The sequence below is a fragment of the Pseudomonas fluorescens genome, assembly GCF_041354075.1.
GTDB lineage: Bacteria > Pseudomonadota > Gammaproteobacteria > Pseudomonadales > Pseudomonadaceae > Aquipseudomonas > Aquipseudomonas fluorescens_CE.
The window spans coordinates 127,778-140,934 of record NZ_JARZGC010000008.1; the positions used below are offsets into that span (position 1 = coordinate 127,778).

Annotated in this window: 10 protein-coding genes; 8 read left to right on the plus strand and 2 right to left on the minus strand. The window is 60.0% G+C overall.

What is annotated here, in order from left to right; genetic code table 11:
* Positions 1 to 31: 31 nt before the first annotated feature.
* On the minus strand, positions 32 to 1,960 hold the full coding sequence (locus QIW53_RS13060) for a transglycosylase SLT domain-containing protein (protein WP_371050017.1): 1,929 nt from the start codon (positions 1,958 to 1,960) through the stop codon (positions 32 to 34).
* Positions 1,961 to 2,173: 213 nt separating this feature from the next.
* Between QIW53_RS13060 and QIW53_RS13065 the strand changes: the two genes are divergently transcribed.
* On the plus strand, positions 2,174 to 4,093 hold the full coding sequence (locus QIW53_RS13065) for an ATP-binding cassette domain-containing protein (RefSeq protein WP_371050018.1): 1,920 nt from the start codon (positions 2,174 to 2,176) through the stop codon (positions 4,091 to 4,093).
* Between the two features lie 66 nt (positions 4,094 to 4,159).
* Here the strand turns inward: QIW53_RS13065 and QIW53_RS13070 are convergent, their stop codons facing one another.
* Positions 4,160 to 4,600 (minus strand): universal stress protein, encoded by a 441-nt coding sequence (locus tag QIW53_RS13070; protein WP_371050019.1) that lies wholly within the window; start codon positions 4,598 to 4,600, stop codon positions 4,160 to 4,162.
* 104 nt (positions 4,601 to 4,704) lie between these two features.
* Here QIW53_RS13070 and QIW53_RS13075 point away from each other — a divergent pair, with 104 nt between their 5' ends.
* The 7 genes from QIW53_RS13075 to QIW53_RS13105 all read left to right on the plus strand — a co-directional run bounded on the left by QIW53_RS13075 (position 4,705) and on the right by QIW53_RS13105 (position 13,135).
* Positions 4,705 to 5,142 (plus strand): hypothetical protein, encoded by a 438-nt coding sequence (locus QIW53_RS13075; protein WP_371050020.1) that lies wholly within the window; start codon positions 4,705 to 4,707, stop codon positions 5,140 to 5,142.
* Between the two features lie 511 nt (positions 5,143 to 5,653).
* Positions 5,654 to 7,801: a fatty acid oxidation complex subunit alpha FadB gene (fadB, locus tag QIW53_RS13080; RefSeq protein WP_371050021.1), complete on the plus strand. Its 2,148-nt coding sequence runs from the start codon at positions 5,654 to 5,656 to the stop codon at positions 7,799 to 7,801.
* Between the two features lie 33 nt (positions 7,802 to 7,834).
* Positions 7,835 to 9,010, plus strand: coding sequence for an acetyl-CoA C-acyltransferase FadA (fadA, locus tag QIW53_RS13085; protein WP_077047137.1), 1,176 nt, complete (start codon positions 7,835 to 7,837; stop codon positions 9,008 to 9,010).
* Between the two features lie 98 nt (positions 9,011 to 9,108).
* Positions 9,109 to 9,345 carry a DUF1653 domain-containing protein gene (locus QIW53_RS13090; protein ID WP_371050022.1) on the plus strand — a complete coding sequence of 79 codons (237 nt, stop codon included), beginning with the start codon at positions 9,109 to 9,111 and terminating at the stop codon, positions 9,343 to 9,345.
* A 114-nt stretch (positions 9,346 to 9,459) separates the two neighbouring features.
* Complete coding sequence (topA, locus tag QIW53_RS13095) at positions 9,460 to 12,087, plus strand: type I DNA topoisomerase (RefSeq protein ID WP_371050023.1); 2,628 nt, start codon at positions 9,460 to 9,462, stop codon at positions 12,085 to 12,087.
* A 138-nt stretch (positions 12,088 to 12,225) separates the two neighbouring features.
* Positions 12,226 to 12,750: a DUF6586 family protein gene (locus QIW53_RS13100; RefSeq protein WP_371050024.1), complete on the plus strand. Its 525-nt coding sequence runs from the start codon at positions 12,226 to 12,228 to the stop codon at positions 12,748 to 12,750.
* A gap of 151 nt (positions 12,751 to 12,901) precedes the next feature.
* On the plus strand, positions 12,902 to 13,135 hold the full coding sequence (locus tag QIW53_RS13105; RefSeq protein ID WP_192302801.1) for a hypothetical protein: 234 nt from the start codon (positions 12,902 to 12,904) through the stop codon (positions 13,133 to 13,135).
* Positions 13,136 to 13,157: the final 22 nt, after the last annotated feature.

Genomic DNA, 13,157 nt, shown 5'->3' on the forward strand with positions numbered 1-13,157 from the left:
GCGGGCATTTTTCCCAGCGGTTCATACGGGCTCACTGATCATCAAAATACCGCTCATGCCAATCCACCAGCGGCTGCGGTGAGTTGAGCTTCTGGCCGTAGATCACCGAGTATGACAACACGTTCTGTACGTACTGGCGGGTTTCGTCGAACGGGATACTTTCGACCCATACGTCGAAGCTCAGGTGATCGGCGCCGCGCAGCCATTGGCGCACGCGGCCCGGGCCGGCGTTGTAGGCGGCGGAGGCGAGCACGCGGTTGCCGTTGAACTGGCTGTGCACCTGGCTCAGGTACGCAGCGCCGAGCTGGATGTTCTTGTTCGGGTCGAGCACCTGTTGTGGCGAGGCCAGGGGAATGCTGAACTTGCGTGCGGTTTCCTTGGCGGTGCCTGGCATCAATTGCATCAGGCCGCTGGCGCCGACGCTGGAGCGGGCGTCGTCCATGAAGGCGCTTTCCTGCCGGGTAATGGCGAACACCCAGCTCGAGTGCAGGCCACGGACCTTGGCCTCGCGCACCAGGGTGTCGCGATGGGCCATCGGGAAGCGAATGTCGAGGTCGTCCCAATACTGCGCCTGGCTGATGGTGCGGATCGCCGGGAAGTACCATTTCAAGTCGTAGGCCAGTTTCGCCTGGGCGACCATTTCGTCCCGGTTGAAGTGCCGGCTGACGTGGTACCACTCGCGACGACCGTCGACGATCTGCCCGCGCGCATGGAATTCCAGGGCGCGCTGTACGCCCGGTGTATTACGAACCTTGTTGATCAGTGCCTGGCTGAGCACCAGCGGTTTGTTGACCAGCGAGTAGGGCTGCTGCGAGCGATCGGCAGCGAGGAAGCCGTAGAAGTCCCGTTCACGGGCGAGGTTCTTGTACAGCACCAGCGCTTGCGGATTCTGCGGCTGCGCCAGTTCCAGGCTGCGGGCCTGCCAGTAGCGCCAGCGGTTGGTGGTCGCCAGGTCTTGCGGCAGGCGACGGGTCAACTGATAGGCGTCGTCCCAGCGCGCGAGGCGCAACAGCAAGCGCATGCGCCATTCGGACACGGTGTTGTCGCGCAGTTCCGGGTCGTATTTGGTCATCACGTCCAGCGCGCGGCTGTCGAAGCGGCGCGCAAGGGTCAGGCCGATTTCCCGGGCGATCGCGACCTTTTCATCGCGGGAGAAGTGCATGCTGCTGGCATAACCGTCGAGCAGTGCCATGGCCTTGTCCGGGTCCTGGCGGGCCAGGCGGCGCAGGCCGAGGCTGACGATGTCGGACATCGGTTCGTCGGCGGGGGTGAAGCGCGACGGCTGGTTGAGCAGCTCGGGCTTTTGCGCCACATCCACCAGCAGGCGCCCCCGTGGGGCCAGAGTGCTCAGGCCGTTGACCAGGCTGTTGGCCAGTGGGTAATTGCGGGCCTGGGCGGCGAGTTTTGTGCGTTCCCAGCGTTTCTGTTCGGTCAACTGACCGTCGGCGGCCCACATGCCGAACAGGGTGTCGCAGGCAGCCGGTTGCGATTTTCCGGTCAGCCAGAGCTTGTTGGCGTTGGCGTAACCTTCGGACTTGAGGTTGTGGCTGATCTGGTACTGCGCGTTCAGGCAATCCAGTTCAGTGAAATTGAGCTTGGGATCGTAGTACTTGACGAAGGTCGCCCAGTCGCCGCGCTCGGCCAGCCAGCGCAACCAGCGCAATTTCATCCAGTTGGCCTGGGGCAGGTCGCCGTGCTCGGCGAGAAATTTCTCGATCTCGGCGTTGCTCGCCGTTTTCAGGCGTGCGGTCAGTTCGTCATAGGCCAGATAGGGTTCCAGCGGGTAGGTGCTCAGTGCCTGGCTGTAGCGCATGTACGGACCGCTGTCGCCCTTGGCCAGGGCGCGCTTGGCTTCATCGTAATACTGGCGTTGGGTGGACAGGTCCACCGCCTGGGCTGTTTGAACGGCAGTGGCAGAAAGGAGCAAACACGATAAAAAACTGAAAAGGCGACTGCGCATGAGACATCCGGGCAGAAAAATCATGACAAGTACGGACCTTGCCCGCACTGAATAATCTGTAGCTTAGCCTTTTGCCAGCAGCGGGCGAAAGCTTTGCGGGCCTCACGGCATCAGTTCGCAACATTTGTGTTGCACAGTGGCGTAGAGATGAAATTGCCGGCCTTCTGCAGCCCCAAGTCAGGTAGAATGCGCGCCCGGTTTTTGGAGAAGCTCATGACCCTGCTCAAATTCAGCGATGTGTCCCTTGCTTTCGGCGCTATGCCGTTGTTGGACAAGGTGTCCTGGCAGATCGCCCGTGGAGAGCGGGTGTGCATCATCGGCCGCAACGGCACTGGCAAGTCCAGCATGATGAAGCTCGTCAAGGGCGACCAGAAGCCCGATGACGGCGCCGTTTGGCGTGCACCCGGTCTCAAGATCGGCGAATTGCCGCAGGAATTGCCGGTAGCCGACGAGCGGACCGTGTTCGACGTCGTCGCTGAAGGCCTGGACGGTGTGGGTGCGCTGCTCGCCGAATACCATCACTTGAGTCAGAACATCGTCACCGACGCTGACCTGGACAAGCTGATGCACGTCCAGCACGACCTCGAAGCCCGTGACGGCTGGCGTTTGCAGACCCTGGTCGACAGCACCCTGAGCCGCCTGCAATTGCCCGCCGACAAGACCCTCGCCGAATTGTCCGGTGGCTGGCGTCGTCGTGTCCTGCTGGCCCAGGCCCTGGTCTCCGAGCCCGATCTGCTGCTGCTCGACGAGCCCACCAACCACCTGGACATCGGTGCAATCGCCTGGCTCGAAGAAGCGCTGAAGGATTTCCAGGGCGCCGTGCTGTTCATCACGCACGACCGTTCCTTCCTGCAAAACCTCGCCACGCGCATCCTCGAACTGGATCGCGGTGGCCTGATCGACTGGAACGGCGACTACGCCAGTTTCCTCGTGCACAAGGAAGCCGAGCTGGCCGCCGAAGCCACGGCCAACGCGCTGTTCGACAAGCGCCTGGCCCAGGAAGAAGTGTGGATCCGTCAGGGCATCAAGGCCCGCCGCACCCGTAACGAAGGTCGCGTGCGCGCCCTCAAGGCCTTGCGTGTCGAGCGCAGCGAGCGTCGTGAACGCACCGGCAAGGCCAATATCCAGCTGGAGACCGCGGAAAAATCCGGCAAACAGGTCATGGTCCTCGAAAACGTGAGCTTTGCTCATCCGGACGGGCCATTCCTCATCAAGGATTTTTCCATGGTGTTGCAGCGCGGCGACCGTATCGGCCTGCTCGGCGCCAACGGCACCGGCAAGACCACGCTGCTGAAACTGATGCTCAGCGGCTTGCAGCCCACCAGCGGCAAGGTGGAAGAGGGCACGAAGATCGACGTGGCCTACTTCGACCAGCTGCGCCACCAGTTGGACCTGGAAAAAACCGTGATCGATAACGTCGCCGAAGGCCGCGACTTCATCGAGATCGATGGCCAGAGCCGTCACGTGCTCAGCTACCTCGGCGACTTCCTGTTCAGCCCACAGCGTGCCCGCACGCCGGTCAAGGCGCTGTCCGGCGGCGAACGCGCCCGTCTGCTGCTGGCAAAACTGTTCAGCAAGCCGGCCAACCTGCTGGTCCTCGACGAACCGACCAACGACCTCGACGTGGAAACCCTCGAGCTGCTGGAAGAGGTGCTGCTGACCTTCAACGGCACCGTGCTGATGGTCAGCCACGACCGGGCATTCCTCGACAACGTGGTGACCAGCACCCTGGTGTTCGAAGGTGAAGGCAAGGTCCGCGAATACGTCGGTGGTTACCAGGACTGGCTGCGTCAGGGTGGCTCCCCGCGCCTGCTGGGCGTGACCGAGAGCAAGTCCGGCAAGGCCGACCTGAACTCGGCGGTGGTCAAGGCCGAGCCGGCACCGGTGCCGGCAGTGGCCGAAGCGCCGGCGGCGAAGAAAAAGCTCAGCTACAAGTTGCAGCGTGAGCTGGAAATGTTGCCCGCTGAGATCGACGCCAAGGAGCAGCAGATCGCAGCCGTTGAAGCACAGATGGCCGATGCCGGTTTCTACCAGCGTCCCCCTGCCGAGACGGCTGCAGTGATCGCCCACCTTGAACAGTTGCAAGCCGAGCTCGACGTGATGGTCGAGCGTTGGGCCGAGCTGGATGCCTGATTGATCCTGCAATGAAAGCGCCCGGCTTCACCGATGTGAATGCCGGGCTTTTCATGTGCAGATATCTCAGCCTTTGCTTTGCAGCCGCACTGCCAGCACATCGCAAGGTGCACCGTGCAGAACGTCGTTGGCGGTGGAGCCGAGCAGCAGTGCCAGGCCATGTCGCCCATGGCTGCCCACCACAATGAGGTCGCAACCCTGCTCCTTGGCCAGATGATGGATTTCCTGGCGCGGTTGGCCGTAGGTCAGGTGGCTGTACTCCTTGGATATTTCCGGATACTTCAGGATCAGCCGGTCCAGGCGCTCCTTGGCCTGATCGAACTGTTGCTGTTGCAACTGGGAAAGGTCCATGGGCACATCGCCGCCAAAGGCCATGGCCATGGGTTCGACGATGTGCACAAGGGACAATTTCGCGCCGCTGTTCACTGACAATTCGCGAGCGCGGTGGATGACAGGATCGCACTCTTCGGTGAGGTCGACGGCGACCAGAATGTGGAAGTAGGGCATAAGGTGCTCCTCCTGAAAACTGCAATAAGGGTAAGTATGGCTGGTTTCAAGCACATTGGTTTCAAAGCAGCTCAATGCGCTCACCAAAAGTCGGGAGTACACATATGACGGTCTGGATAGTGGTGTCAATCCTGTTGGTGGTATTGAGTCCTCTGGCATGGCTGCGACCGTCCCGCGTTCAGAGCGGGCGTATCGCCCTGCGCATGGAGGCCCGGCGCATCGGATTGGCCATGCAACTGGCGCCTCAGCAATGGCCGCATTGGCTGCAGCCGGAGCCGCCGAGCCCCTGTGCGCAGTACCATCGCCCGCGTCGCGGCAAGCAGCCTGCCACCTGGGTCTACTGGCAGAAAGCGCCGGGTGTCTGGGTCAATCAGTGGCAGGAGGTCTGCGAAGATCAGGCGCTGCTCAATCATTTCGAAAGATTGCCTGCCAATGTCTACAAGGTCGAAGCCGACCCGCAGATGATCGCCTTGTACTGGGGCGAGAAGGGCGAGGCCGAGGTCTTGCAACAGATTGATACGACCCTCAAGGCGCTCGCCTGACGGCTGTTCCTCGCGACCGCGAGGAACGGGCAATAAAAAGCCCGACAACATCATCGGGCGGGGTTGGCCAGGCAGGCCGGTAATTCGCTTGGACTGATCTTACGCTGGGCATTCGCCGTGCGTTCAAAATTTTCCTGGTTTCCCCAGCGTAGCCTGTCCAGAACGGGCTGCGGCAAATTAGGGCGACTTTTCTAACTATTGATCCTATGAATGTGTGGGCATGCAGTGGCGTGTTGCGCGCCTTCGTCCTACAGAAATGACTGCAAAGTCGCGTTTCAACCCGCGTTTTGGGCGATTGACAATTGCCGGAAATTCCGTGAAGGTGGCGTACCCAAATCAAACGGGCGTATGAATTGAGCGTTTGCATTGCACAGCGCTCCTACAGAATCCCGACTATCGCGTTGGCGGGTGTGTCGGGTGGATTGGCGCAGCATCGACGAAAACGTCCTGCCAAGCCATTCGCCTGCTTCCGACGTGTACTGTTCAGCTTCCATATCGTGGAGATCAGTTGATGATTTACGAAGGTAAAGCCATCACGGTTAAGGCTCTTGAAAGTGGCATCGTCGAACTGAAGTTCGACCTCAAGGGTGAGTCCGTCAACAAGTTCAATCGTCTAACCCTGAACGAACTGCGTCAGGCCGTAGACACCATCAAGGCAGATGCTTCGATCAAGGGTGTGATCGTCAGCAGCGGCAAGGACGTGTTCATCGTCGGCGCCGACATCACCGAATTTGTCGACAACTTCAAGCTGCCGGATGCAGAGCTTGTTGCTGGCAACCTCGAAGCCAACAGGATCTTCAGCGATTTCGAAGACCTCAACGTTCCGACCGTCGCCGCGATCAACGGCATCGCCCTGGGTGGCGGTCTGGAAATGTGCCTGGCAGCGGACTACCGCGTCATCTCCGCCAGTGCCAAGATCGGCCTGCCGGAAGTCAAGCTGGGCATCTACCCGGGCTTTGGCGGTACCGTTCGCCTGCCGCGCCTGATCGGTGCCGACAACGCCATCGAATGGATTGCCGCCGGTAAGGAAAACCGTGCCGAAGACGCGCTGAAAGTCGGCGCCGTCGATGCGGTGGTTGCGCCTGACAAGCTGCAGGATGCTGCACTGGAACTGATCAAGCGCGCCATTTCCGGCGAGTTCGACTACAAGGCCAAGCGTCAGCCGAAGCTGGAAAAGCTCAAGCTGAACGCCATCGAGCAAATGATGGCTTTCGAAACCGCCAAGGGTTTCGTGGCCGGCCAGGCGGGCCCTAACTACCCGGCGCCGGTCGAGGCGATCAAGACCATCCAGAAAGCGGCCAACTTCGGTCGCGACAAGGCGCTGGAAGTCGAAGCGGCCGGTTTCGTCAAACTGGCCAAGACCTCTGCCGCGCAGAGCCTGATCGGCCTGTTCCTCAACGATCAGGAACTGAAGAAAAAGGCCAAGGCCTACGACGAAATCGCTCGCGACGTGAAGCAGGCTGCCGTATTGGGCGCCGGCATCATGGGTGGTGGCATCGCCTATCAGTCGGCCTCCAAAGGTACGCCGATCCTGATGAAGGACATCAACGAGCACGGTATCGAGCAGGGCCTGGCCGAAGCCGCCAAGCTGCTGGTGAGCCGCGTTGACAAAGGCCGCATGACCGCCGCGAAAATGGCTGAAGTGCTCAACGGCATTCGTCCGACCCTGTCCTACGGTGACTTTGGTCACGTGGACCTGGTGGTCGAGGCTGTCGTCGAGAACCCCAAGGTCAAGCAAGCGGTACTGGCTGAAGTGGAAGGCCAGGTCAAGGAGGACACCATCCTCGCGTCCAACACCTCGACCATTTCCATCAGCCTGCTGGCCAAGGCCCTCAAACGTCCGGAAAACTTCGTCGGCATGCACTTCTTCAACCCGGTGCACATGATGCCGCTGGTGGAAGTGATCCGTGGTGAGAAGTCCAGCGAACAGGCGATTGCCACCACCGTTGCCTACGCCAAGAAAATGGGCAAGAACCCGATCGTCGTCAACGACTGCCCGGGCTTCCTGGTCAACCGCGTCCTGTTCCCGTACTTCGGCGGTTTCGCCAAGCTGGTCAGCGCCGGTGTGGACTTCGTGCGCATCGACAAGATCATGGAAAAGTTCGGCTGGCCGATGGGCCCGGCTTACCTGATGGACGTGGTCGGCATCGACACCGGCCACCACGGTCGTGACGTGATGGCCGAAGGCTTCCCGGACCGCATGAAGGACGATCGCCGTTCGGCCATCGACGTGCTCTACGAAGCCAAGCGCCTGGGCCAGAAGAACGGCAAGGGTTTCTACGCCTACGAGACCGACAAGAAGGGCAAGCAGAAGAAGGTCGCCGATCCGTCGGTGCTGGAAGTGCTCAAGCCGATCGTCTACGAGCAGCGCGAAGTCACTGACGAAGACATCATCAACTGGATGATGATCCCGCTGTGCCTGGAAACCGTACGTTGCCTGGAAGACGGCATCGTCGAAACCGCCGCCGAAGCCGACATGGGCCTGGTCTACGGCATTGGTTTCCCTCCATTCCGTGGCGGTGCGCTGCGTTACATCGATTCGATCGGTGTGGCAGAGTTCGTTGCCCTGGCTGACCAGTACGCTGATTTGGGCGCGCTGTACCACCCGACCGCGAAGCTGCGTGAAATGGCCAAAAGCGGCCAGCGGTTCTTCGGTTAAGCGTCCAAACGACTAGAGCGAGAGTGAAATTTTATGAGCTTGAATCCTAGAGACGTCGTGATTGTCGACTTCGGTCGTACTCCGATGGGCCGCTCCAAGGGCGGCATGCACCGCAACACCCGTGCCGAAGACATGTCGGCACACCTGATCAGCAAGTTGCTGGAACGCAACGTCAAGGTCGACCCGAACGAAGTCGAGGACGTGATCTGGGGTTGTGTGAACCAGACCCTGGAGCAGGGCTGGAACATCGCCCGCATGGCGTCGCTGATGACCCAGATCCCGCACACCTCGGCCGGCCAGACCGTCAGCCGCCTGTGTGGTTCGTCGATGAGCGCACTGCACACCGCCGCCCAGGCGATCATGACCGGCAACGGTGATGTGTTCGTGGTCGGTGGCGTCGAGCACATGGGGCACGTGAGCATGATGCACGGTGTCGACCCGAACCCGCACATGTCGCTGTACGCGGCAAAAGCCTCGGGCATGATGGGCCTGACCGCGGAGATGCTGGGCAAGATGCACGGCATCACCCGCGAACAACAGGATGCCTTTGGCGTGCGTTCCCACCAGCTCGCGCACAAGGCGACCGTGGAAGGCAAGTTCAAGGACGAAATCATCCCGATGCAGGGCTATGACGAGAACGGTTTCCTGAAACTGTTCGACTATGACGAAACCATTCGTCCGGAAACCACCCTGGAAAGTCTGGCGACATTGAAGCCGGCGTTCAACCCCAAGGGCGGCACCGTGACAGCCGGTACCTCGTCGCAGATCACCGATGGTGCCTCGTGCATGATCGTGATGTCGGCACAGCGTGCACAGGACCTGGGCATCCAGCCAATGGCGGTGATTCGTTCGATGGCCGTGGCCGGTGTGGACCCGGCGATCATGGGCTATGGTCCGGTACCGGCCACGCAAAAAGCCTTGAAACGCGCAGGCCTTGGCATTAACGATATCGACTTCTTCGAGCTCAACGAAGCTTTCGCTGCACAGGCCCTGCCCGTGCTGAAAGATCTGAAAGTGCTCGACAAGATGAACGAGAAGGTTAACCTGCACGGCGGCGCAATCGCCTTGGGTCACCCGTTCGGTTGCTCCGGTGCACGTATTTCCGGCACCCTGCTGAACGTGATGAAGCAAAATGGCGGCACCTTCGGGGTAGCAACCATGTGCATTGGTCTCGGCCAAGGCATCTCCACCGTCTTCGAACGCGTTTAAGCGTTGCGTTGATGGAAGCCGGGGCCAAGTGCCCCGGTTTTTGTTTTTCTGAATTTATTTTGTTTTTATTTTGAAAAGATTTGAGTGAGGGCCAACACATGCCGATACAACCAGGGCTCTACCAACATTACAAAGGTCCGCAATACCGTGTATTCAGTATTGCGCGGCATTCGGAAACGGAAGAGGAAGTGGTCTTCTACCAAGCCCTGTATGGCGATTACGGCTTTTGGGTGCGTCCCCTGAGCATGTTCCTGGAGTCGGTCGAGGTTGACGGCGAACAGGTGCCGCGCTTTGCTTTGGTGCAGGCCGAACCGAGCGTTTTTTCGAAGGTTTGAGCTGAGTGCGGGCAAAACCCTGCGCTTGACCTCATCTTGCAGCCACTATATATAGCGGTGCCGCGTCAGGCGCCAACCGCCTTTCACTTCTAGAATTCAGGAATTTTCTGATCCATGGGCAAATCGCTGGTCATTGTGGAATCCCCGGCTAAGGCCAAGACCATCAACAAGTATCTGGGCAACCAATACGTGGTGAAGTCGAGTATCGGCCATATCCGAGACCTGCCCACCAGCGGTTCGGCTAGCGCCAGCAAAGAGCCAGCCGCCAAGCGTGGCAAGGCCGCAGCGGGTGAAGGTCCGGTGCTCACGCCGAAAGAAAAAGCGCGCAATCAGCTGGTTTCGCGCATGGGGGTCGATCCCGATCATGGCTGGAAGGCCAAGTACGAGATCCTTCCGGGCAAGGAAAAGGTCATCGAGGAGCTTCGCCGGCTCGCCAAGGATGCTGACACCATCTATCTCGCAACCGACTTGGATCGCGAGGGGGAAGCCATTGCCTGGCACCTGCGCGAAGCCATCGGTGGTGATGACAGCCGCTACAAGCGCGTGGTGTTCAACGAGATCACCAAGAAAGCGATCCAGGAAGCCTTCTCCGAGCCGGGCGAGCTGGACATCGACCGCGTCAACGCCCAGCAGGCGCGACGTTTCCTCGACCGCGTCGTGGGTTACATGGTGTCGCCGCTGCTGTGGGCCAAGATCGCCCGTGGCCTGTCCGCCGGTCGCGTGCAATCGGTTGCCGTGAAGCTGGTGGTCGAGCGCGAGCGTGAAATCCGCGCGTTCATTCCCGAAGAATACTGGGAAGTTCACGCAGACCTGGGGACCACCAAGGGCGCGACAGTGCGTTTCGACGTCGCTCGCGAGAAGGGCGAGGCCTTCAAGCCGCTGAACGAAGCCCAGGCCATGGCTGCCCTGGAAAAGCTCAAGGCCTCCAGCTACAGCATCGTCAAGCGCGAAGACAAACCGACCAGCAGCAAACCGTCGGCACCGTTCATCACGTCCACCCTGCAACAGGCTGCCAGCAACCGCCTGGGCTTCGGTGTGAAGAAAACCATGATGATGGCCCAGCGTCTGTACGAAGCTGGCTACATCACCTACATGCGTACCGACTCCACCAACCTGTCGGCCGATGCCGTGGCCATGGCGCGGACCTATATCGAAGGTGAATTCGGCAAGAAGTACCTGCCAGAAACCCCGAATGTCTACAGCAGCAAGGAAGGCGCCCAGGAGGCTCACGAAGCGATTCGTCCGTCCGACGCCAATACCGAGCCAAGCAAGCTGTCAGGCATGGAGCGCGACGCAGAGCGTCTCTACGAGCTGATCTGGCGCCAGTTCCTCGCCTGCCAGATGCTGCCGGCGCAATACCTGTCGACCACGGTGACCGTCGGTGCCGGCGACTTCGAGCTGCGCGCCAAGGGCCGCATCCTCAAGTTCGACGGTTACACCCGAGTCATGCCGCAAATCGCCAAGCCGGGTGATGACGACGTGCTGCCCGACATGGCCCAGGGCGATGCGATGAAGCTGATCAAGCTTGATCCGACCCAGCACTTCACCAAGCCGCCGGCGCGTTACTCGGAAGCGAGCCTGGTCAAGGAAATGGAAAAGCGCGGTATCGGTCGTCCTTCGACCTACGCGGCGATCATTTCGACCATCCAGGACCGCGGCTACGTGGCGTTGCACAACCGTCGCTTCTACTCGGAAAAGATGGGCGACATCGTCACCGAGCGTCTGTCCGAGAGTTTCTCCAACCTCATGGACTACGGCTTTACCGCCGGCATGGAAGAGAATCTCGATGACGTGGCCCAGGGCGAGCGTGACTGGAAAAACGTGCTGGACGAGTTCTACGGCGACTTCAAGAAAAAGCTCGAAGTAGCCGAAAGCGCGGAAAACGGCATGCGCGCCAACCAGCCGGTGATGACCGATATTCCGTGCACCACCTGCGGTCGTCCGATGCAGATCCGTACGGCTTCGACCGGCGTATTCCTCGGTTGCTCGGGTTACAGCCTGCCGCCCAAAGAACGCTGCAAAGCCACCGTCAACCTGGTGCCGGGCGATGAAATCGCTGCGGACGACGAAGGTGAATCGGAGTCGCTGGTGTTGCGTGGCAAGCACCGCTGCCCGATCTGCAGCACGGCGATGGACGCCTATCTGCTCGACGAGAAGCGCAAGTTGCACATCTGCGGTAACAACCCGGATTGCGCGGGCTACGAAATCGAAGAAGGTAGCTACCGCATCAAGGGCTACGAAGGCCCGAGCCTGGAATGCGACAAGTGCGGCAGCGAGATGCAGCTCAAGACCGGTCGTTTCGGCAAGTTCTTCGGTTGTACCAACCCGACGTGCAAGAACACCCGCAAGCTGTTGAAAAGCGGCGATGCGGCACCGCCGAAAATGGACCCGGTGAAGATGCCTGAGCTCAAATGCGAGAAGGTCAACGACACCTACATCCTGCGCGACGGTGCTTCCGGCCTGTTCCTGGCGGCGAGCCAATTCCCGAAAAACCGCGAGACCCGTGCTCCGCTGGTGATCGAGATCATCCCGCACAAGGATGAGATCGATCCGAAGTACCACTTCCTCTGTGACGCGCCGAAGAAGGACCCGGACGGTCTTCCTGCGGTGATCCGCTACAGCCGCAAGACGAAGGAGCAGTACGTGCAGACCGAAGTCGACGGCAAGCCGACGGGCTGGAAAGCCTTCTACGACGGTGGTAAATGGACCGTTGAAGACAAGCGTCCGGCGGCGAAAGCTTAAACGGCGCTTGAACAAAGGCCGCATGACAACCCTCGGGTTTTCATGCGGCCTTTTGTTTTGAGCTTGCGGTAGGCTCGTGTGATCCCCGACACTGTCCGACCTGCGTGAAGCAATTATTTCGTTGTGGAGGCTGCCGTCATGGCCCACGAACTCTATACCCGTACCAATCAGAAGATCTATTTCGCCGGCCTGTCGCTGGAAGCCCTCGCCAAGGCCGAAGAGGGGCGGGCGATGAATTCCCTGGCGTTGATCCAGGCAGGGCGCGAATCGGCACTGTTTCATTTGTACGGTGCGCTGCTGGGGTTGTGCCACGAGATTGCCGGCTTCTATCGCTTGCCACAGGCCGGCGCGCCCCGCGCCGAGCTGTTGTTGACGCGCGAAGTACTGGAAACCATCGCCATTCCTGAAATGGCCGAGATGGTCGAACTGGCGCAGAATCCGGAAACCTGGCTGGCTAAACTGCTGTCGGCGCATGCGGCGCTGTTTCAGCCGCCCCGTGCTCCCCACAAGCCCAAGGGTGACGTGACACAGCCGTTGATCCTGGCCGTTAACCTGGATGAAGAGCAAGAGCCTGACGAGCTCAGCCGTACAGAGCTGGAAACCTGGCGCCAGAACCTCAAGGGGCTGGCAATCCGGTTTCGCGAAGGTTTGAACGAATGCTGACGGAGTGAGGGGCGGAGAGACGGTTTCTGGGGCTTGCTCGTTCGGAGCTTGCTGTCAGAAATTTCTCTCAGGTGGGGCATTTGGTCAAGATCATGAGCGAAGCCTGACCGATGCCTATATAATGCCTGCCTTTCGTGGAGACCAGACCTTTATGCCAACGTCCTTTCTAGAAATTGTCGAGTTACCAGACGGCCGAATCGAGCTGCGAAGGGCTGAGGACGAGGGTTCCCTGGTTACTTTGAATTTCTCCGAGGATGCGAAGGCGTTCCTGCAAGGTCAGCACGTAGAGGTCGCCAAGGCGATGCTGAGCGTCGGCGTTCAGATGGCCGGTCGTCTTGTTGAAGGTGAGTTCAATACGGATGAAGGCTCTCGGGTCCTTCACTGATACCGTCCGTCCTACCACTGAG

Bases quoted from the DNA above. Each gene is read 5' to 3' on its own strand.
- QIW53_RS13105 (WP_192302801.1), top strand. From the start codon at position 12,902: ATGCCAACGTCCTTTCTAGAAATTGTCGAGTTACCAGACGGCCGAATC.
- topA (WP_371050023.1), top strand. From the start codon at position 9,460: ATGGGCAAATCGCTGGTCATTGTGGAATCCCCGGCTAAGGCCAAGACC.
- fadA (WP_077047137.1), top strand. From the start codon at position 7,835: ATGAGCTTGAATCCTAGAGACGTCGTGATTGTCGACTTCGGTCGTACT.
- QIW53_RS13100 (WP_371050024.1), top strand. From the start codon at position 12,226: ATGGCCCACGAACTCTATACCCGTACCAATCAGAAGATCTATTTCGCC.
- QIW53_RS13060 (WP_371050017.1), bottom strand. From the start codon at position 1,960: ATGCGCAGTCGCCTTTTCAGTTTTTTATCGTGTTTGCTCCTTTCTGCC.
- QIW53_RS13070 (WP_371050019.1), bottom strand. From the start codon at position 4,600: ATGCCCTACTTCCACATTCTGGTCGCCGTCGACCTCACCGAAGAGTGC.
- QIW53_RS13065 (WP_371050018.1), top strand. From the start codon at position 2,174: ATGACCCTGCTCAAATTCAGCGATGTGTCCCTTGCTTTCGGCGCTATG.
- QIW53_RS13090 (WP_371050022.1), top strand. From the start codon at position 9,109: ATGCCGATACAACCAGGGCTCTACCAACATTACAAAGGTCCGCAATAC.
- QIW53_RS13075 (WP_371050020.1), top strand. From the start codon at position 4,705: ATGACGGTCTGGATAGTGGTGTCAATCCTGTTGGTGGTATTGAGTCCT.
- fadB (WP_371050021.1), top strand. From the start codon at position 5,654: ATGATTTACGAAGGTAAAGCCATCACGGTTAAGGCTCTTGAAAGTGGC.